Below are 19,735 nucleotides of genomic sequence, written 5' to 3' on the forward strand. Positions count from 1 at the left end.
AGAGGCGGAGCATGGACCTCAGCACGATCCAGCGCGTGCGCGTGGTGCGCGAGCGCGGCGAGCTGGCCGCGATGGGGCCGCGCACGGCGGTCATCGGAGGCGGCTCCTGGGTCTTCTCGCTCCCCCACGACCACCTCGACGAGCTGCTCGACCTGCAGGGCTTCGGCTGGGAGCCGCTGCGCTCGAGCGCGGACGGCCTCTCGGTCGCCGCGACGTGCACCTTCGCCGAGCTCGCGGCGATGCCGGACACGGGCCGCGCGGCGCACCGCCTCTTCTTCCAGTGCTGCACGGCGCTGCTCGGCTCGTTCAAGATCTGGAACGTCGCGACCGTCGGCGGCAACATCGCGAACGCACTGCCGGCCGGGCCCATGATCAGCCTCGCGGCCGCGCTCGACGCCTGTGCGCTCGTCTGGCGGGCCGACGGCTCCGACGACCTCGTGCCGGTGGCCGAGCTCGTCACCGGGAACATGACGACGCTGCTCGAGCACGGCGACGTGATCCGATCGATCGAGTTCCCGGCGCACGCTCTGGACGCCCGTACCGCCTACCGCAAGATCGCGCTGTCGCCGCTGGGCCGATCCGGAGCGGTCGTCATCGGCCGGCTCGACCGCGACGGCGCGTTCGTGCTCGCGGTGACGGCCGCGACGATCCGGCCCGAGGTGCTGAGCTTCCCCCGGGCGCCGTCCGCCCCCGAGCTGGCCGCGGCGATCGACGGGATCGGCACCTGGTTCACCGACCCGCACGGAGCCGCGGACTGGCGGCACGCGGTCGTCGGCGTCCTCGCGGAGGAGATCCGCGAGGAGCTCGCCCGCACCGAGCCCGACGGAGGCGTCGCATGAGATTCACCGTGAACGGCGAGCAGATCGACGCGACGCCGCGCCCCGGTCAGGTCCTGCGGACCCTGCTGCGCGACCACGAGCACTTCGAGGTGAAGAAGGGCTGCGACGCCGGCGACTGCGGCGCCTGCTCGGTGCTCGTCGATGGGACCCCCTTCCACTCCTGCCTCTACCCCGCCCACCGCGTCGAGGGGCGCTCGGTCACGACCGCCGCCGGGCTGGGCACCCCGGAGGAGCCGGGCCCGGTGCAGCAGGCGTTCGTCGATTCCGGCGCGTTCCAGTGCGGCTTCTGCACCGCGGGCATGGTCGTCACGGCCACCGCGATCCAGGGCGCCGACCCCGTCGACGTGCCGCGACTGATGAAGGGCAACCTCTGCCGCTGCACGGGGTACCGGGCGATCGGCGAAGCGATCGCGAGCTGCGATCACGAGCATCCGACCGGGCTCACCCCCGTGCGCCGCACCGGCAGGCCCACCGCCGACGAGTCGCGGGTCGGCCGCTCGCTCGGCGCCCCCGCGGGCCGGCGCATCGTCTCGGGACAGGAGCCGTACACGCTCGACGTCGCCGTCCCGGGGCTCCTGCACCTGAAGGTCCTGCAGAGCCCGCACGCCCACGCGCGGATCGTGTCGATGGACACCCGCGCCGCGCGGGAGCTGCCCGGCGTGGTCGCCGTGCTGACCGCCGACGACGTGCCCGACGTGCTCTACTCCACCGCCCGGCACGAGTCGCGTCTCGACGATCCCGACGACACCCGGATGCTCGACACCGTCGTGCGGTTCCGCGGGCAGCGGGTGGCCGTGGTCGTCGCCGAGTCGGTAGCGCAGGCCGAGATCGCCTGCCGCGCGATCGAGGTCGAGTACGAGGTGCTGCCGGCCGTCTTCGACCCGGAGGAGGCCCGCGCACCCGGCGCGCCCCTCCTGCACGGCGAGAAGGACCCGATCGCCTCGCGCATCGCGAAGCCGGAGTCGAACGTCGTCGCTGAGCTGCACGGCGAGTACGGCGACGTCGAGGCGGGCTTCGCCGAGGCGGACGTCGTCGTCGGCGGCACCTGGACGACCTCCCGCGTCGCGCACACCGCGCTCGAGACGCACGGCACCATCGGCTGGCTCGAGGGCGACGAGCTGGTGCTGCGCACCTCGACGCAGGTCCCGTTCCTCGTCCGCGACGAGATCGCGCGCCTGTTCGACCGCGATCCCTCCAGCGTCCGGGTCTTCACGGCGCGCGTCGGCGGGGGCTTCGGCGGCAAGCAGGAGATCCTCACAGAGGACGTCGTCGCCCTCGCGGTCCTCGCGACCGGGCGCCCGGTGCAGTTCGAGTTCACCCGCTCCGACGAGTTCACCATGGCGCCGTGCCGGCACCCCATGCGGGTCGGCGTGCGCCTCGGCGCGCGACGCGACGGCCGGTTGACCGCCCTGAGCGTCGACGTGCTCTCCGACACCGGCGCCTACGGCAACCACGGTCCCGGAGTGATGTTCCACGGCACCTCGGAGTCGGTCGCCGTGTACAACGCGCCGAGCAAGCGGGTGGACGCGCAGGCCGTCTACACGAACAACATCCCGTCGGGCGCCTTCCGCGGCTACGGCCTGGGCCAGGTGATCTTCGGCATCGAATCCGCGATGGACGAGCTCGCCCGCGAGCTCGGTATCGACCCGTTCGAGCTGCGGCGGATCAACGCGGTGCGCCCCGGCGATCCGCTCGTCGTGACGCACGTCGAGGGCGACGACATCGGCTTCGCCTCGTACGGGCTCGACCAGTGCCTGGATCTGACCGAGCAGGCGCTCGCGCGCGGGAACGGCGTCGCGGCGCCGACGGGTGAGGACTGGCGAGTCGGCGAGGGGATGGCCGTCGCGATGATCGCGACGATCCCTCCGCGCGGCCACTTCTCGGAGGCGACGGTCACCGTCGACGCCGACGGGATCCTGACGGTCGGCGTCGGCACGTCCGAGTTCGGCAACGGCACGACGACGGTGCACACCCAGCTCGTCGCGAGCGCGTTCGGCGCCTCGGCCGATCGCGTGCGCATCCGGCAGTCGGACACGGCCGCCGCGCGCTACGACACCGGCGCCTTCGGGAGCGCGGGCACGGTGGTGGCGGGCAAGGCCGTCTACTCGGCCGCCGTGCGGCTGCTCGCCGACCTGCGCTCGCTCGCCAAGCGGATCACGGGGCACGACGACTTCGAGCCCGACGACTCCGGGCTCCTCGCGCCCGACGGCACGCGGGTGACCTTCGACGAGCTGGTGCGCGCCGCCGGCGGTCCGGTCACCGCGACCGGCACCGAGGACGGAGCGAAGCGCTCGCTCGCCTTCAACGTGCACGGCTTCCGCGTCGCAGTGCACGTGCCCACGGGAGAGGTGCGCATCCTGCAGTCCGTTCAGGCGGCCGACGCCGGCTACGTGCTGAATCCCGACCAGTGCCGCGGCCAGGTCGAGGGCGGCTCGGCGCAGGCGATCGGCTCGGCGCTCTACGAGGAGGTGATCCTCGACGGCGAAGGCACGGTGACGACGGCGATCCTGCGGAACTACCACATCCCGCAGATGGCGGACGTGCCCGTGACCGAGGTCTTCTTCGCCGACACGGCGGACGACCTCGGGCCGTTCGGGGCGAAGTCGATGAGCGAGGCGCCGTACAACCCGGTGGCTCCCGCGCTCGCGAACGCGGTGCGCGACGCGGTCGGCGTGCGTCCGTTCGCGCTGCCGGTGTCGCGCGACCGCGTCTGGCGGATGCTGCACCCGGATGCGGCGCCGATCCGCACGGTGGACGCGCAGGCCCCGCAGGGCTGAGCGGACATGGCGATGTGCGGGCTCAGAACTGTCGCAACTGCGCGGATTAAGAAAAAGTATTCCAATTTTCGATATGCATCAACTAAGAAAACTTCCATAATCAGCAGCCTGTCTTCGAATCACAGTCGCTTCGATGCACAGAAGGACGGAGTTCATCATTAAAGGTCTACTGGATGAAGAACGACTGAATGGCGTTGTTGTTACATCAATATGCCTACGGCCGTACCGGCGCGCACTTCCCTACCTCAACTCCGATAGGAATGCCTTCGTTGACGCAGTGGCCAGGGTAGGGAAGATGTGGGGTGGAGGCAGTTCGCCGCTGATTCCAGCTGACGCCGACGGGCAGTTCGATTTAGCGTACTCTTCGCTGATTCCCGGAGCCGAAGTCGATAATATCGTCGGCTGGGAGAACGATTCGTACGATGATTATTCGGCCAAGAGGGCCAAATTCTTACCCGAGAGAGAACACGACTTTACGACGACACCCTTTTTCGCATCTATCAAATACGGCCGAGCGAAGAAGTACGCAACAGTTGTCGAACCTCGCCTTGACGAACAGGACCCTTGGTACGGCATCTACAAGGCCGCTCTGGGAATCTTCCCGGAGCATTTCAGTCAAGCAGAATTGGAGAACGCTGGTTACCGACCTGATTTGAAGCTCGATGACTTCCTCCAAGTCACTCGCCCCAACGTGACCGGTTCTTTCGACGATTTAATTGAGCGCCTGCAGGGAAAACAGGGAGAGGTTTATCCGCGAATCACTACCATGCTCGGCCTAGCCTATGGATCACAGCCGTCGACTTCTCTGAGATCCGGTAATTCATTCATGCCGAATCCGCGGGAGAAGGCGCATGACGCTGGGCCCAACATAGTTGTAATATGCTCGGATAACTCGACGGAAGATCTGGCGCTGCTTTGGAACTTAAGGGCAGCATGGGGCAACTCTTACGCAGTACCAATTGGGATTCCATTGGATGACTATTCACCCGGACAGATCTTCAAACTTCTCGCGAAACATGGAATAGCCTTGTCGGGCCTACCGATCCACTCCGTCTATCTCACCAGCACTTCGGTGTCCGCCGAGAAGCTGCAAGCCTTCGCGGCGGCGACGCGGAATTGCGGAGTAATGTCACACGAGGAGGCCCTCTCCTTCGGCCCAGCTCCCGGCATCTATTCCGAAGAACCGGTAGCTTGGAACGACGGCAAGATGGACTACATTCCGAAACGAGATGCAGTCCGTAAAGCTTTACCGAGCGATGCGAACCGCTTCTCCAGTCTGGTCGTTACGGTGCGCGTTCCCGAGGCACCATTTCCAAGAGGCGCGGACCTTCGAAAGCATGCTCTGAACGGCGACTTCTTCGCAGGGGGGCTTACACAATCCTTCTCGACTCGAGAGTTCGCACCGATCCGGTTCGAGTGGCCGTCGCCAGCTCTAGCCCTCAAATCGGTAGGAAAAATGCGCGGGGTTGATCTCGCCGAATCGGAGCCTGGCCGGATCGCTTCTGTATTTCTTTCAGCTTTGAATGAGGTTTGGGAAGTTCAGTACATAGCGCACGCGCCTTTACTAAAGGCCCTTGAAAACATGGCATCGCGTACCGGCATGTCGTGGGCGAAAAGGAGATTGAGAGAAAGCAATTCTCCGTCTCAAGACGAAGAGCCTATGATTGCCCCCATTGTCGACGACCTACCGGAGGTTCGTTTTGATACCTTCAAGAAAGCGTTGGGAAACAATACAAAAGCGGCTGAAAACTGGGTTTTTTGGGCTGAAAGGCGAGGCCTTATTGTTCGAGGATTTCAGTTACGTTGTGAATTCTGTCATGCAAAACAATGGATACCCGTTGCGGGTTTCGTTCCGCCGATTGTTTGTCGAGGCTGTAGCCGTCAAATGCTCGCGCCATTTGGAGTGAGTTCGACTGTCAATTTTTACTATCGACTTAGCGAGTCGCTTCGAAGAGTATATGAGGTCGACGCAATGGGTCACATTTTGGCCCTTCGATATTTCGAAAGTCTTTTCGGTGCAATGGTGCGTCGAGGTAGGACTATTACCGGCTCTCATCCCGGAATCGACGTTAAGATCAGCGGCTCCGGTAATGTTCTTGGCGAATCGGACTTGACCGTTCTGTTCGAATCCGGAGATCTTATTCCAATGGAGGTCAAGCGGTCTTACGCAGGAATGACTGATCTAGAGGTCAGCAAACTTGCAGCCATTGCCGACGAATTTCATGCGCCTTGGATGGCCTTAATCGTAGCGGATCACGGACTCAATGCTTCGCAGGACTTCGTGGATCGAGGGATCCGTAGCGGGCCTTCACGACATTGCATCACGCTTTGCTACGACCAAATACTTGATCCCCATCCGATTATGACTCTTGGCGGAGATCCATTCGAATGGCTTCCGCTGAGCCAAGAGGAGCTAGATAACCGTGAGAAGACATTCGTAAGACAACTTGTCGAGAGTCCACCACTTTCGGATTGGTCGTGGCTGGAGTCCGATTTGATGCGAGCAGCAAAAACTAAGGAAGCTGAGTAGGGTTCCGTTGAGGTCTTGCGGAAGCAGATAATTGAGCGCTGCCAACTTTCCGATGGGTCGAAAGGCCGACGATCTATCAAGAAGCGACAGAATCGCGTCGGCTAGCTCCGGGAGGCGAGGTCAGCGCTCGCTCGAGCGACCTCGCGGGCGATCGCATCCTCGTCGGCGTTCACGAGGCGGCCGTCCGAGACCGTCGGGCGGCCGTTGACCAGCAGGAGCGACAGCGGCGGCTGCGAGCCGAGGGCGAGGGCGGCGACCGGATCCGCGATGCCCGCGTGCTCGATCCCGTCGACCTTCCAGAGCGCGAGGTCGCCGAGCTTGCCGACCTCGATCGAGCCGATCTCGTCCTGCCGGCCGAGGACCCGCGCTCCTCCGATCGTGGCGATCGAGAGCGCCTGACGGGCGCTCATCCGATCGGCCCCCGCGCGCAGCCGGTTCATCAGCACGGCCTCGCGGATCTCGATGCCCAGCTGCCCCGACTCGTTCGACGCGGCTCCGTCGACCCCGAGCCCGACCGGCACCCCGGCCGCCAGCAGCTGCGGCACCGGGGCGATGCCCGCGGCGAGTCGGCCGTTCGACGACGGGCAGTGCGCCACCCCGGTGCCGGTCGCGGCGAACTTCGCGATGGCGTCGTCGTCGAGGTGCACGCAGTGCGCCATCCACACGTCGTCGCCGAGCCAGCCGAGCGACTCGAGGTAGTCGGTGGGCGACATCCCGAACGCCTCGCGGGTGTAGGCGTCCTCCTCGATCGTCTCGGAGCCGTGGGTGTGCAGCCGGACGCCCAGCTGCCGGGCGAGCACGGCCGACTCGCGCAGCAGGTCAGGAGTGACCGAGAACGGCGAGCACGGCGCGATCGCGACGCGCACCATCGAGTCGAACGAGGCGTCGTGGTAGCGCTCGACGGCCGCCCCGCTCGCCTCGAGCGCCGCCGCGGTCGTCTCGACGGCGAAGTCCGGCGGCAGCCCGCCCTGCGACTCGCCGAGGTCCATCGACCCGCGGGTCGCGTGCAGCCGCACTCCGAGGGTCGACGCCGCGTCGACGATGCCGCCGACGATGTCGCCCGAGCCGCGCGGGAAGACGTAGTGGTGATCGCCGACCGTCGTGCAGCCGGAGCGGGCGAGCACGCCCATCGCGCCGAGCGAGGCCGACCGGGTCAGGTCCGCGTCGATCCGGGACCAGGCCGGGTAGAGCGCCACGAGCCAGTCGAAGAGGATCGAGTCCTGCGCCCAGCCGCGGGTCAGCCACTGGTACAGGTGGTGGTGCGTGTTGATCAGGCCGGGGGTCAGCAGGTGGCCGCGTCCGTCCACGCGGGTGATCGCCATCGCCTCCTGCGCGGGGAGCCCGGTCGGCGCGCGGCCCTCGACGGCCCACGCGGGAGCCTCCCCGGCGCCGACGGCGACGATCCGCGAGTCGTCGACCACGACGTGGCCGCTCGGATGCTCGGTGCCCGCGGCGTCGACGGTCGCGACGTGGGCTCCGGTGATGATGTGGCGCTGCATCCTCCGAGCATGGCAGCGGAGTGTTTCGCGGCGGTTTCCCGCGGTCGGAGGACCGGTCAGGCGGTCGCGGCGTGGATCGGACCGGCGCCGGCGCGCAGCGGCGCCCCCGACGCCCCCGTCCGCGTCGCCAGCACCTCGGCCAGGATCGACACCGCGGTCTCCTCCGGTGTCGAAGCGCCGATGTCGAGGCCGATCGGCGAGTGCAGCCGGGCGAGCGCCTCTTCGGCCACCCCCGCCTCGCGGAGGAGGGCCAGCCGCCGCTCGTGGGTCCGACGGGACCCCATCGCGCCCACGTAGCCCACGGGCAGCGTCAGGGCGAGCTCGAGCAGAGGGATGTCGAACTTCTCGTCGTGGGTGAGCACCGCGACGACCGTCCGCTCGTCCACCGTCGTCTGCGCGAGGTAGTCGGAGGGCCACTCCACGACGACCTCATCGGCGGCGGGGAAGCGCTCGGCCGTCGCGAACACCGGGCGTGCGTCGCACACGGTGACGCGGTAGCCGAGCAGCGATCCCGCGGCGCACAGGGCGGCCGAGAAGTCGACGGCGCCGAAGACGAGCAGGCGCGGCTTCTCGGCGCTGACGACGAAGGTGACCTCGAGCTCTCGACCCCGGCAGTCGATCTCGATCGTGGCCGAGCGGCCGGAGTGGAGCCGCGCCTCACGCTCGGCGAGGATCCGGCGCACCGTGGCGTCGTCGAGGGAGGGGCCGACCACGTCCTGCGCGCGGGTGGCGCCGGTCAGCACCAGGCCGACGAGCTCCTCCGGCCCGCCGACGATCATCGCCAGAGCGGCGGGGCGGCCGGCACGGGCGGCCCGCAGCTCGGCGAGCACGGCCCCGGAGCCGGCGTCGATCGCGTGGCCGAAGACCCGCAGCTGCCCGCCGCAGGAGAGGCCGGCCGAGAACGCGGCCTCGTCGTCGAAGCCGAAGTGGTCGGCCGCCCAGGCGCCCGTGCCGAGCACCTCCTGCGCGAGCGCGTAGGCCTGCGCCTCGACGCAGCCGCCCGAGATCGAGCCGATCGCGGCTCCGCTCCCGTCGACCGCCATCGACGAGCCGAGGGCGCGCGGAGCCGAGCCGAACACGTGGGTGACGGTCACCACCGCGAGCCGCTCGCCCGCGTCGACGCGCTGCAGGATCGGGACGGCGAGCTCGAGCATGGCGGCCTCCTCGGGCAGCGGGTGGGAGGCGGCGCTGCCGGGGCGCGGGGTCGGCCGGGAGGGCTCGTCCGCACGAAACATGCCGAGTATAAGGTCGATCCATGCCTTCGGACTCCCCCTCCCTCGACCTCGTGATCCGCTCCTCCGCCGTTCTGACGGAGCACGGGTTCCAGCCCGCCAGCGTGGCCGTGGCCGAGGGGCTGATCGTCGCGGTCAGCGCGATCGACGCGCCCTGGGAGGCGCGGGAGGTCGTCGAGCTGCCCGCCGGGCAGGTGCTGATCCCGGGGATCGTCGATACGCACGTGCACGTCAACGAGCCGGGCCGCACCGAGTGGGAGGGGTTCGCCTCCGCCACCCGCGCCGCCGCCGCCGGAGGCGTCACCACGATCCTGGACATGCCGCTCAACTCGATCCCGCCGACGACCACCGTCGCCGGCCTCGAGGCCAAGCGCGCCGCGGCCGGTCCGCAGGCGCTGGTCGACGTGGGCTTCTGGGGCGGGGCGGTCCCCGGCAACCTCGGCACCCTCCGCGAGCTGCACGACGCCGGCGTCTTCGGCTTCAAGTGCTTCCTGTCGCCCAGCGGTGTGGACGAGTTCCCGCACCTCTCGACCGATCAGCTCTTCGAGGCGATGCACGAGATCGCCGCGTTCGACGGGCTGCTGATCGTGCACGCCGAGGACCCGGACGAGCTCGACGCGCACACGAACGACGGAGGCACCTCCTACGACGCGTTCGTCGCCTCCCGACCCGACGCCTCCGAGAGCAGCGCGATCCTGCACGTGATCGAGGCGGTCCGCGAGACCGGCGGGCGCGCGCACATCCTGCACCTCTCCTCCGCGAAGGCCCTGCCGCTGCTGCGCGAGGCGAAGGCGGAGGGGCTGCGCATCACCGCGGAGACCTGCCCGCACTACCTGACCTTCGACGCCGAGACGATCCCCGACGGCGGCACGCAGTACAAGTGCTGCCCGCCCATCCGGGACGAGCGCAACCGCGAACTGCTCTGGAAGGGCCTGCTCGACGGCACGATCGACATCATCGCCTCCGACCACTCCCCCGCCACGAAGGAGCTGAAGTTCGCGCACGACGGCGATTTCGGCCTCGCCTGGGGCGGCATCTCGGGCCTCGAGCTCAGCTTCCGCGCCGTCTGGACCGGAGCCCGCGAGCGCGGGATCCCGCTCGAGCAGGTCGTCGCGTGGATGTCGACGGGAACGGCGGCGTTCGCGGGCCTGGGCCAGAAGGGCCTGCTGCGGGCGGGCGCCGACGCCGATCTGGTGGCGTTCGATCCGGAGGCGCAGTCGCGCGTCGACGTCGAGGCCCTCGCGCACAAGAACAAGGTGTCGGCCTACGACGGACGGACGGTGCGCGGAGCCGTCACCGGGACCTGGGTCGGCGGCCGGCGGATCGACGCGGGTGCGGAGTCACCGGTCGGCCGTCTGCTCGACCGCCCCTGATCACCGTGTTCCGGTCGCGTTTCGGGCGTGTGAACGCCCGCGGGTCCGGGGCGGGATCCGGGCGGATCGCACAAGACTGGGCCGCGAGGAGCGCGTGATGCTGAACGCTCCGACGAAGCGGCACCCGGCTCCGGAGCGGCATCCTGGCAGACGGGCACCCGCCGCCGCCCACCCTCGAACGCGAACAGGAGCGGACATGTCGATCATCCTCGGAGACCACCAGTACGGGAAGGCCGAGAACCGCGTCGTCAGGATCTACCGCGACTCCCCGCGTCACGAGATCCACGACGTCAACGTCTCGACCGCGCTGCGCGGAGACTTCGAGGCCGCGCACCTCGAGGGCGACCAGTCCGCGGTGCTGCCCACCGACACGCAGAAGCAGACCGCCTACTCCTTCGCCAAGGAGAAGGGGCTGCGCTCGATCGAGGCCTACGGTCTCGAGCTCGCCCGGCACTTCGTCGACGGCTACGCGCCCGTCCACGGCGCGCGCGTCGAGATCGAGGAGTTCGCGTGGGAGCGCGTGCTCGTCGACGGGCAGGAGCACGACCACACCTGGGTCAGGAAGGGTCAGGAGGTGCGCACCGCCTCGGTCACCGTCGAGGGCGTCGGCGACGACCAGCGGATCTGGATCACCGGCGGCTTCAAGGACCTCACGATCCTCAAGTCGACGGGGTCGGAGTTCCACGGGTTCCTGACCGACCCGTACACGGTGCTGCAGCCGACGAACGACCGGGTGATGGCCACGTCGCTGGTGGCGAAGTGGCGCTTCGCGCTCACTCCGGACGAGCTCGCCGCGATGGACTGGGAGGCGGTCTACTCCGGCGTGAAGGCCCTGATGATCAGCCGCTTCGCCACGGTGCACTCGCTGGCGCTGCAGCAGACGCTGTTCGAGATGGGCAAGGCGGTGCTGGAGCAGTTCCCGCAGATCGTCGAGATGCGCCTGTCGGCCCCGAACAAGCACCACTTCGTCTACGACCTCTCGCCGTTCGGAGTGACGAACGACAACGAGGTCTTCCACGCCGACGACCGCCCGTACGGGCTCATCCAGGCGAGTGTCGTGCGCGACGACGCGCCGGACGCCGGACCGGCCTGGTACGCCTACACGGGACTGGTGTGACCGCCGCCGTCCACCGCGGGCACCTCCTGCACGTCGCCGGCCGGCCCGCGCTCGAGCAGGCGCGCGCGTCCCTCGTGTCGATCCCGGACGGCGCGCTCGTCGTGGACGACGCGGGCGTCATCGCCTGGACCGGCCGCTACGCCGACCTGCCCGATGCGTACCGAGCCCTGCCGGTGACGGGCGACTCCTCCGCGATCCTCGTGCCCGGCTTCGTCGACGCGCACGTGCACTTCCCGCAGACCTACTCGCTCGACGGCTACGGCGGCGGGCAGCTGCTCGAGTGGCTCGACGGCACGATCTTCCCGGCGGAGGCGCGGCTCGCCGATCAGGCGTTCGCCGCCCGCATCGCCCGCGACTTCACCCGACGCCGGATCGCCGCCGGCACGACCGCGGCGATGGTCTTCGGATCCGCGTTCCCGCATGCGCAGGACGCCCTCTTCGAGCGCAGCCGGGACGCGGGACTGCGCCTGGTCTCGGGACGGGGCGTGCAGACCGTCGGGCCCGACTCCGCGGCGCCGCTGCTCACCGGCGAGGCCGAGGCGATCGACCTGGTCGCCGACGAGATCGAGCGCTGGCACGCCGTCGACACCGGCGATCCCGCGACGGCGCTGCTGCAGGTCGCGATCGTGCCGCGGTTCTCCCTCTCCGTCACTCCGACGACCCTCGGCGCCCTCGGCGACCTGTACGACGACGTGCGCGGCCGCGGGGTGTACGTGCACACGCACCTGAACGAGAACGACCGCCCGGGCGACGGCGAGATCGCCGCGGTGCTCGCCTCGTTCGGCACCCGCAGCTACCTCGACACCTACGACGGGCTGTTCCTCCCCGGCTCCGAGCGCGGCGGCTCGTCGCTGCTGGGTCGGCGCACGATCCTCGCGCACGCGGTGCACTGCCAGGACGCGGAGCTGCACCGGATGGCCGAGACGGGCACCTCGATCGCGCACTGCCCGACGTCGCAGCAGTTCCTCGGCTCGGGCACGATGCCTTGGCGGCGCACCGTCGCGAGCGGAGTGACGGTGGCGCTCGGGAGCGACGTGGGGGCCGGTGACGAGTGGCTCCTGCCGCGCGTCGCGAACGATGCGTTCAAGGTGCACCTGTCCGAGCCCGGCGACGCGTCGGTGGCGCTGCACCCGGCCGAGCTGCTGTTCTCGGCGACCCTCGCGGGTGCCCGAGCGCTCGACATGGAGGACCGCTTCGGCAACCTCGACGTCGGCAAGGACGCCGACTTCCTCCGGATCGAGCCGTCGCGCTGGGAGCCGTTGGCGGACGTGCTCGAGCACGGGATCCGGGCGGACGACGAGGAGACGGGGACGGCGCAGCTGCTCTTCGCGCTGCTGATGGGGATCCGCGAGCCGGCGATCGCGGCGGTGCACGTGCAGGGTCGCGAGGTGCGGGCTCCGGAGTAGCGCGAGCACGCTCTGCGGGGTCCGCACGATCTGCAGGCATCCGCACCATCTGCAGGCATCCGCACCATCTGCAGGCATCCGCACGATCTGCAGGCATCCGCACGATCTGCAGGCATCCGCACGATCTGCAGGGGATCCGCGCGGGAACGCGCCTTCCTCAGCATCACGGGGTCGGTCGGCCCCCGGATCCCCTGCAGATCGAACACCGCGCCCTCCGCAGGCGCGCCTCAGCGCAGCTGCAGCGCCAGGAACAGGTCCGCCCGGTCCGACGTGTTCGACAGGTCCCGCTGCGTCAGCTCCTCGACCCGCGCGATCCGGTACCGCACCGTGTTCAGGTGCAGGTGCGTCTGCTCCGCGGTCCGCACCCACGACCCGCCCGACTCCAGGAACGCCGCCAGGGTCGCGACGAGCGCGGAGTTGTACCGCGCGTCGTGCTCGATCAGGCGGCCCAGCACGAGCTCCACGAACACCGTGCGCAGGTGGTCCGGCACCGCGGTCAGCAGCTGCACCGCCGAGGTCACCTCGCCCGCGTCGTTGATCCGCACGCGGGAGCCGTCACCGGGGACGCCCGGCAGCAGCATCCCGTAGCGCGCCGAGCGCAGTGCTCCGCCCAGTGCCGCGAGCGACGTCGCCGCACTCGTGCCGACCCGCAGGACCTGGCCGTCGAGTCCCGGTCCCACGCGCCGCAGGGCGGCGGTCACGACGGCCAGCGGATCCGCTCCGGTCGGGATCGCGTCGGTCGCGTCGACCGGCAGCACCGCCACTACGCGCCCCTCCGCGTCGCGGCCCACGACCGCGCGACCCAGGTGCGAGGCGGCGTCGGTCAGCAGCCGGCGCGCGAGATCCGCGGAGGAGTCGTCGTCGAAGCCCGCGGCGATCACGGCGCAACGCCCGACCCCACCGAGCCCCAGCTGGCGGAGGTAGACGGCCGTCTCGGGCTGCTCGCTGTCCTCCTCGACGAGCTCGAGCAGCCGGTCGGCGAGCGCGGTGTCGGCGAGCGTCTCGGCGTCGCGCTGCAGCCGGTAGAGCCCCACCACTCCGGTGAGCTCGGTGACGGCGTCGAGCAGGGAAGGGTGCCAGCCGTTCCAGTCGCCGGCGACCACGACGAACCAGGCCGTGGCGCGGTGCTCGTCGGCGCCGGTGACGGCGAAGACCGACAGGGTCCCGCCGTGCGCGTCCGGCACGGTGACCGGGTTCTGCCGCGCGGTCAGTCCGGCGTGGACCACGCGCTCGATCTCGGTCAATCCGAGCGGCTCGGCGGCGGCGGCCGCGCGCCCGGTCCCGGTGAGGACGCGGACCGGCCGGCCGAGCTCGCTCGACGTCCGCGCGATCAGCTCGTCGAGCAGCTGCCCGCGGTAGACGTCGGTCAGCAGCTGGCGCTGGCGGGCGAGCCCCGCCGTGAGGCGGGCCACCCGGTCGCCGGCCAGGGCGTTCGAGAGGTGCGCCGTGATCGACGCGAACGAGACGTCCGCCGGCACCGCGAAGAGAGCGACTCCGTGCGCGCGGCACGCCTCGATCACGTCGTCGGGCACGAAGCCGTAGAGGCCCTCGCCCGCGAGCAGCGCCACCGCCCCGGAGGCGGCGACCGCCGAGACGAACACGTCGCTGTCCTCGGGGGTGCGGCGCCACATCATGCCGGTCAGCACGAGCTGGTCGCGGGCGAGGTAGCGGCGCGGGTCGAGCAGGTCGGTGGTGAAGGTCCAGTTCACGGGCCGCGCGAGCGCCTCGGGAGTCGTGTACACGGCCCGGATCCGCAGCTGCGGCGCGTCGAGGACGTCCTGGAGCTGCACGCTCAGCTCCCCCGGTACGTCGAGTAGGCGAACGGGCTGAGCAGCAGCGGCACGTGGTAGTGCGCGCCCTCGTCGGCGAGCCGGAACGCGATGACGACCTCGGGGTAGAACGACTCCGTGTCGCCGAAGTAGGCGGCGGTGTCGAAGACGACGCGGTAGACGCCGGCGGGCAGCGACTCCGGGCCGAACGCGGAGACGCGCCCGTCGGCGTCGGTGCGCTCCTCGGCGAGACGCTCCCAGCCGGAGTCGGCGCGCGCCTCGAGCACGACGGGCACCCCCTCGGCCGGCCGTCCCCGCACGGCGTCGAGCACGTGGGTCGTGACGTGGCTGGCGTGCGCGCTCATCGGGCGGCCTCCTCGACGACGGCCCCCGACTCGGAGCCGAGGGCGCGCACGCGCAGCACCGTGATCTCGCGGAGCTGATCGGCGACGATCGCCCGCTCGACGGCGTCGTCGAGGGTGAGACGCCGTTCGAGCTCGGCGACGATCTCGGCGCGCGAGCGCCCGGCCGCGCGGATCAGGAACACGCGGTCGAACCGCTCCTCGTACGCGCGGTTGCCGGCGATCAGACGCTCGGCGAGGTCCTCGTCGCTCGACGCGCTCGCGGCCTGCTCGGCGGCCGAGAAGGCGGAGGCGCGTCCCGACGCGGCGTGCCGCTCGCCGATCCGCGGGTGGTCGGCGAGGGCGGCGTCGATCTCGTCCGTCGTCAGCGTGCGCGCGACGCGGTCAGCGGCCTCGGCGAGCTCCTCCGTCGAGGCGTAGGGCGCTCCGTGGGCGACCTCGTCGGCCCAGCGGGGCACGGCGAGGCAGGCGAGCAGGGCGTCCCGGAGCGGGGCGGGGGCGGGAGTGGTCATGGTCTCTCCTCGTCGGGCGGCGGGGTGGGGCACGATGGTGGGATGGATGCGGCCGTCGTCACCGGGATCGTCCTCGCGGCGGGCGCAGGGCGTCGCGCGGGCGGCCCGAAGGCTCTGCGGCGGGATGCGGACGGCACTCCGTGGGTCGAGCTCGCCGTGCGGCGGCTGCGGGCGGTCGGCTGCGGCCGGGTGCTGGTGGTCCTGGGGGCCGGAGCCGACGACGCGCGCGGTCTCGTTCCTCCGCAGGCCGGGATCGTGGTCGCCGCGGACTGGGGCGACGGGATGTCCGCGTCGCTGCGCGCGGGACTCGCGGCCGCGACCGGCGAGGCCGCCCTGGTGACGCTCGTGGACCTGCCGGAGGAGCCCACCGCGGTCGGCGCGCGCGTCCTCGCGGCGGCTCCCCCGGGTCCGGAGGCCCTCGCTCGAGCCGTGCACGACGGCCGGCCCGGTCATCCCGTGCTGATAGGACGCGCGCACTGGGCGGCGATCCGCGCGGAGGTCCACGGCGACTCGGGCGCGCGCGACCACCTGGAGGAGCACGGGGCGCTGGCCGTCGAGTGCGGCGACCTCGCCGACGGCCGCGATCACGACGGCCCCGCCTGAGCGAGGGCGTCGCGCAGGGCGCGCCAGGCCAGCGTGGCGCAGACCGAGCGCACCGGATTCGCGGCCACCGCGAGCAGGGCCGCCTCGTCGCCGAGCACCGGATCCGCGACCCGCAGGCTCATCGAGGTCAGGAGCGCGCCGACGCGACCGGCCAGCGCCTCCGCTCCGAGACCGTCGAGCTCGTCGACGAGCATCGACGCGGAGCCCTGCGACAGCTCGCAGCCCCGCCCCGTCCAGCGGAGCGACAGACCGCCGTCGACGCGGACGACGCGCAGCGCGAGCCGGTCGCCGCAGGTCGGCGTGAGCAGCTCGACGCGTCCGAGCACGTCCTCGGACGCGTCCTCGGCGACTCGCCCCACGGGGTGCCGGGCGTGCAGCCGGAGGAGGTCGGCGGCCTCGACCGCGTTCATGCCCGGTCCTCGATCTCGGACAGCTCGGCATAGACGGTGCTGATCCCGGCGATCCGCTCGCGGGCGTCCCGCGGACGTGCCCCGAGCACCCCCGAGGCGAGCAGTGCGACGGCGCTCATCGCCGCGGCGTAGCTGTCGAACGCCGAGTCGCTGTCGACGGGGCACTCGAGCCAGACCGCCGCCCGGTCGGCGAACCGGCGGGCCTGGGCGTCGGCGAGCAGCACGACCGGCACCCCGCGCGCGGCGAGCACGTCGAGGAGCGCGGCGAAGGAGGAGGGGCGCCGGCGGAAGCCGACCAGCACGACGACGTCCTCGGCGCCGAGCCCCACCACCTCCTCGCCGAGCGACTGACCGGGCTGCGGCGCCACTCGGACGCGGGCGCGGGCCTGGGCGAGCTGCTGGCGCAGGTGCAGCGCCACCGGGTAGCTGTTGCGCATCCCGACGACCACGATCTCGCGGGCGTCCGAGACGAGGCGCACGGCGGCGTCGAGCCGTCCGTCGCCGAGCGCCGCGGCGAGCCGCTGCAGATTGGCGCGTTCGCTCTCGAGGTGCGCGGCGATCGGGTCGCCGGCGGTCGAGGCGGGGCCGACCGGGACTCCCGAGCTGCGCAGCGCGCGGGCGTGCTCGCGCACCTCCTGCGAGTTCGAGAACCCGAGGCGCCGGAACAGCCGCGACACCGTGGCCTTGGACACTCCGCTGTGCTGCGCGAGCTCGGTCGCCGTGTAGATCGCCAGGTCGCCGAGGTGGTCGAGGATGAAATCGGCCGCCCGCTGCTCCTGCCGCGAGAGCGAGGCGTAGCCCGCGTCGATGCGGTGCCCGATGCTGGGCGGCGCCTCGGCATCGGAGGGGGCGGCCCCGGTCACGCGCGCGACCTCGCGAAGGCGTGCACCGCCGCCTCGAAGGCGTCCAGTGCCACGGCCACGTCGGCCTCGGTGACGTTCTCCTCCGGGTGGTGGCTGACGCCTCCCTCGCAGCGGAGGAAGAGCATCGCGTACTCGGTGAGCTCGGCGATCGCCATCGCGTCGTGACCGGCCTTCGAGAAGAGCACCATCGGCTCCTCGTCGCCGGTCGCGCGGATGCCCTCGCGGATCACGTCCTGCAGCCGATCGGAGGCGACGACAGCGGGGGCGCCGTGCGTCTCCTCGACGGTCAGAGAGAGGCGTCGGCGGCGCGCCGTCTCGGACATCGCGTGCTGGATCTCGTCCCAGACGCGGTCGCGCACGTCGTCGAACTCGGCGCGCAGATCGAGGCTGAACTCGACCCGCCCCGGGATCACGTTGACCGCGCCGGGGAACGCCTCGAGGCGCCCGACCGTCGCGATGCAGCCGTTGTCGCGGGCGATCCGCTCGACCGCCAGCACCGCCTCCGCGGCCCCGGTGAGCGCGTCGCGGCGGCGGTCGAACGGCACTCCGCCCGCATGACCGGCCTTGCCGGTGAGCGTGAGGGCGAACCGCCGGGCGCCGGCGATGGAGGAGACGACGCCGAGGGCGCGGTCCGCCTCCTCGAGGTACGGGCCCTGCTCGATGTGCGCCTCGAGGTAGCCGAGCAGGTCGTCGGCCGCGCGGGCCGCGGTGGAGATGCGGGAGGGGTCGAGCCCGAACTCGTGGAACGCCTCGACGAGCGTGGTGCCCTGCGCGTCCTCGAGCTCCCACCAGTGCTCGTCCCAGGTGCCGGCGACGGCGCGCGAGCCGAGCAGTGCAGTGCCGAAGCGGGTGCCCTCCTCGTCGCCGAACGCGACGACCTCGATCGCGAACGGCAGACGCACACCCGCGGCGTTCAGGCGCGAGACGACTCCGATCGCGAGCATCACGCCGAGGATCCCGTCGTAGCGTCCCGCGTCGATCACCGTGTCGAGGTGGGACCCCAGCATCAGGGCGGGCTGCCCGGCACTCGCGCCCTCGTAGCGGCCGCACTGGTTGCCGGCGGCGTCCTGCCACGTGCGCATGCCCGCCTCCTCCATCCAGGCGGCCGCCATCGCGTTGACACGGGCGTGCTCCGGAGAGAGGTAGACGCGCTCGATCGCCCCGCGCGTGCTCGAGACCGCCGCGAGCAGATCGCAGCGCTCCATGATCAGCGCGGCGTCGACGGCGCTCACGCCGCGCTCCCGTAGACGCCGTAGGCGCCGTCCACCCCGCCGCCCGGAGAGACGGAGGCGCCCGCGCGTCGCAGGACCGCCTCGAGCGCGGCGAGCGTGGTCAGGACCGTGTCGGTGCGGGCGTTGTAGCCCATGGTGCCGATGCGCCAGACCTTGCCGTGCAGCGGCCCGAACGACGTGCCGATCTCGATGCCGAAGTCCTCGAGCATCGCGCCGCGCACCGCGTCGCCGTTCACTCCCTCCGGGATCCGGACCGCGACGACGTTGCTCATCTTGTGCGCGACGTCGCCGAAGACCTCGAGCCCGAGGCCCTGCACGCCGGCGAGCATCGCCGCCCCGTGCAGCCGGTGCCGGGCGATCGTGTTCTCGAGGCCCTCCTCGACGATGATCCGGGCGCACTCGCGCGCGCCGTAGAGCATCGTGGTCGCCTCGGTGTGGTGGTTGAGCCGGCGCGGACCCCAGTAGTCGAAGACCATGCCGAGGTCGAAGTAGTTGGAGCGGACGGGGTGCGCGCTGACCGCGTCGCCCTCGTCGCGGATGCCCGCCTCGATGCTCTTGCGCGACTCGATCACGGCGACGGCCCGCTCCGAGAAGGTCACGGGCGCCGAGCCGGAGGGACCGCCGAGGCACTTCTGCAGCCCCGCCGAGACGGCGTCGAGCCCCAGCTCGTCGGCGCCGAACGGGTTGCCGGCGAGGGACGCCGTGACGTCGGTGTAGAAGAGCACGCCGTGCTTCTCGCAGATTGCGCCGAGCTCCTCGAGCGGCTGCGCCATCGTGGTCGAGGTGTCGCCGTGCACGACCGCGAGCACCTTCGGGCGGACCCTCTCGATCGCCTCGGCGATCACCGACACGGGGAACACCTGCCCCCACTCCGCCTCGATCACGTGCACCTCGGCGCCGCAGCGCTCGGCGATCTCGCGGAGGAGGTGGCCGAACCTGCCGAAGACCGGCACGAGCACGCGGTCGCCCGGCTCGAGCATCGAGACGAGGGCGGCCTCGATGCCCGCGCGGCTGGTGCCGTCGACGAGCATCGTCTTCTCGTTCTCCGTGACGAAGACGCGGCGGTAGAGCTCCTGCGTCTCGGTCATGTAGGCGGTCATGGAGGGGTCGTACTGGCCGACCAGCTGCGCCGACATGGCGCGCAGCACGCGGGGGTCCGCGTTGATCGGACCGGGGCCCATCAGGAGCCGCGGGGGCGGGTCGATCGGCAG

16 protein-coding genes are annotated in these 19,735 nt (G+C 70.7%); 7 read left to right on the forward strand and 9 right to left on the reverse strand.

Going from position 1 to position 19,735, the window contains the following annotated elements:
- Nucleotides 1-11 precede the first annotated feature (11 nt).
- The 3 genes from LRG51_RS03340 to LRG51_RS03350 all read left to right on the forward strand — a co-directional run bounded on the left by LRG51_RS03340 (nucleotide 12) and on the right by LRG51_RS03350 (nucleotide 6,146).
- Nucleotides 12-839: an FAD binding domain-containing protein gene (locus LRG51_RS03340; RefSeq protein WP_055792657.1), complete on the forward strand. Its 828-nt coding sequence runs from the start codon at nucleotides 12-14 to the stop codon at nucleotides 837-839.
- Complete coding sequence (locus LRG51_RS03345) at nucleotides 836-3,616, forward strand: molybdopterin-dependent oxidoreductase (RefSeq protein ID WP_230671169.1); 2,781 nt, start codon at nucleotides 836-838, stop codon at nucleotides 3,614-3,616. The genes LRG51_RS03340 and LRG51_RS03345 overlap by 4 nt, the downstream gene beginning before the upstream one ends.
- Before the next feature lie 133 nt (nucleotides 3,617-3,749).
- Complete coding sequence (locus tag LRG51_RS03350; RefSeq protein ID WP_230671170.1) at nucleotides 3,750-6,146, forward strand: hypothetical protein; 2,397 nt, start codon at nucleotides 3,750-3,752, stop codon at nucleotides 6,144-6,146.
- A 101-nt stretch (nucleotides 6,147-6,247) separates the two neighbouring features.
- Here the strand turns inward: LRG51_RS03350 and LRG51_RS03355 are convergent, their stop codons facing one another.
- Both LRG51_RS03355 and LRG51_RS03360 read right to left on the reverse strand, forming a co-directional pair.
- Entirely contained in the window at nucleotides 6,248-7,645 is a 1,398-nt protein-coding gene (locus tag LRG51_RS03355; RefSeq protein ID WP_230671172.1) for an 8-oxoguanine deaminase, read from the reverse strand.
- A gap of 56 nt (nucleotides 7,646-7,701) precedes the next feature.
- Complete coding sequence (locus LRG51_RS03360; protein WP_230671174.1) at nucleotides 7,702-8,880, reverse strand: XdhC family protein; 1,179 nt, start codon at nucleotides 8,878-8,880, stop codon at nucleotides 7,702-7,704.
- Between the two features lie 20 nt (nucleotides 8,881-8,900).
- On the opposite strand from LRG51_RS03360, the gene allB reads away from it, so the two are divergent.
- From allB to LRG51_RS03375, 3 genes are all read left to right on the forward strand, one after another.
- A complete protein-coding gene (gene allB, locus LRG51_RS03365; protein WP_230671176.1) occupies nucleotides 8,901-10,250 on the forward strand; it encodes an allantoinase AllB in 1,350 nt (449 codons plus the stop codon).
- 196 nt (nucleotides 10,251-10,446) lie between these two features.
- Complete coding sequence (gene pucL, locus LRG51_RS03370; RefSeq protein ID WP_230671178.1) at nucleotides 10,447-11,367, forward strand: factor-independent urate hydroxylase; 921 nt, start codon at nucleotides 10,447-10,449, stop codon at nucleotides 11,365-11,367.
- The gene (locus tag LRG51_RS03375; protein ID WP_230671180.1) at nucleotides 11,364-12,773 is read left to right on the forward strand and encodes an amidohydrolase family protein; all 1,410 of its coding nucleotides are present in this window, start codon (nucleotides 11,364-11,366) and stop codon (nucleotides 12,771-12,773) included. The genes pucL and LRG51_RS03375 overlap by 4 nt, the downstream gene beginning before the upstream one ends.
- 227 nt (nucleotides 12,774-13,000) lie before the next feature.
- Here the strand turns inward: LRG51_RS03375 and LRG51_RS03380 are convergent, their stop codons facing one another.
- From LRG51_RS03380 to uraD, 3 genes are read right to left on the reverse strand one after another with little or no spacing between them, the layout of a single operon-like run.
- The gene (locus tag LRG51_RS03380) at nucleotides 13,001-14,563 is read right to left on the reverse strand and encodes a helix-turn-helix domain-containing protein (RefSeq protein WP_230671182.1); all 1,563 of its coding nucleotides are present in this window, start codon (nucleotides 14,561-14,563) and stop codon (nucleotides 13,001-13,003) included.
- A 2-nt stretch (nucleotides 14,564-14,565) separates the two neighbouring features.
- Complete coding sequence (gene uraH / locus LRG51_RS03385) at nucleotides 14,566-14,907, reverse strand: hydroxyisourate hydrolase (RefSeq protein WP_230671184.1); 342 nt, start codon at nucleotides 14,905-14,907, stop codon at nucleotides 14,566-14,568.
- Nucleotides 14,904-15,416, reverse strand: coding sequence for a 2-oxo-4-hydroxy-4-carboxy-5-ureidoimidazoline decarboxylase (gene uraD / locus LRG51_RS03390; protein WP_055792685.1), 513 nt, complete (start codon nucleotides 15,414-15,416; stop codon nucleotides 14,904-14,906). Before uraD ends, uraH begins: the two co-directional genes overlap by 4 nt.
- A 42-nt stretch (nucleotides 15,417-15,458) precedes the next feature.
- Here uraD and LRG51_RS03395 point away from each other — a divergent pair, with 42 nt between their 5' ends.
- Nucleotides 15,459-16,019: a nucleotidyltransferase family protein gene (locus LRG51_RS03395; protein ID WP_230671186.1), complete on the forward strand. Its 561-nt coding sequence runs from the start codon at nucleotides 15,459-15,461 to the stop codon at nucleotides 16,017-16,019.
- On the opposite strand, the gene LRG51_RS03400 is transcribed toward LRG51_RS03395, so the two are convergent.
- From LRG51_RS03400 to LRG51_RS03415, 4 genes are read right to left on the reverse strand one after another with little or no spacing between them, the layout of a single operon-like run.
- Nucleotides 16,001-16,429 (reverse strand): iron-sulfur cluster assembly scaffold protein, encoded by a 429-nt coding sequence (locus LRG51_RS03400; protein WP_230671188.1) that lies wholly within the window; start codon nucleotides 16,427-16,429, stop codon nucleotides 16,001-16,003. The genes LRG51_RS03395 and LRG51_RS03400 overlap by 19 nt on opposite strands.
- Nucleotides 16,426-17,292 (reverse strand): MurR/RpiR family transcriptional regulator, encoded by an 867-nt coding sequence (locus tag LRG51_RS03405; RefSeq protein WP_055792693.1) that lies wholly within the window; start codon nucleotides 17,290-17,292, stop codon nucleotides 16,426-16,428. Before LRG51_RS03405 ends, LRG51_RS03400 begins: the two co-directional genes overlap by 4 nt.
- Nucleotides 17,289-18,524: an allantoate amidohydrolase gene (locus LRG51_RS03410; RefSeq protein ID WP_055792696.1), complete on the reverse strand. Its 1,236-nt coding sequence runs from the start codon at nucleotides 18,522-18,524 to the stop codon at nucleotides 17,289-17,291. The genes LRG51_RS03405 and LRG51_RS03410 overlap by 4 nt, the downstream gene beginning before the upstream one ends.
- Nucleotides 18,521-19,705, reverse strand: coding sequence for a pyridoxal-phosphate-dependent aminotransferase family protein (locus LRG51_RS03415; protein WP_230673074.1), 1,185 nt, complete (start codon nucleotides 19,703-19,705; stop codon nucleotides 18,521-18,523). The genes LRG51_RS03410 and LRG51_RS03415 overlap by 4 nt, the downstream gene beginning before the upstream one ends.
- Between the last annotated feature and the right edge of the window lie 30 nt (nucleotides 19,706-19,735).

The sequence above is a fragment of the Rathayibacter sp. Leaf248 genome, from assembly GCF_920939495.1.
Taxonomy (GTDB): domain Bacteria; phylum Actinomycetota; class Actinomycetes; order Actinomycetales; family Microbacteriaceae; genus Rathayibacter; species Rathayibacter caricis.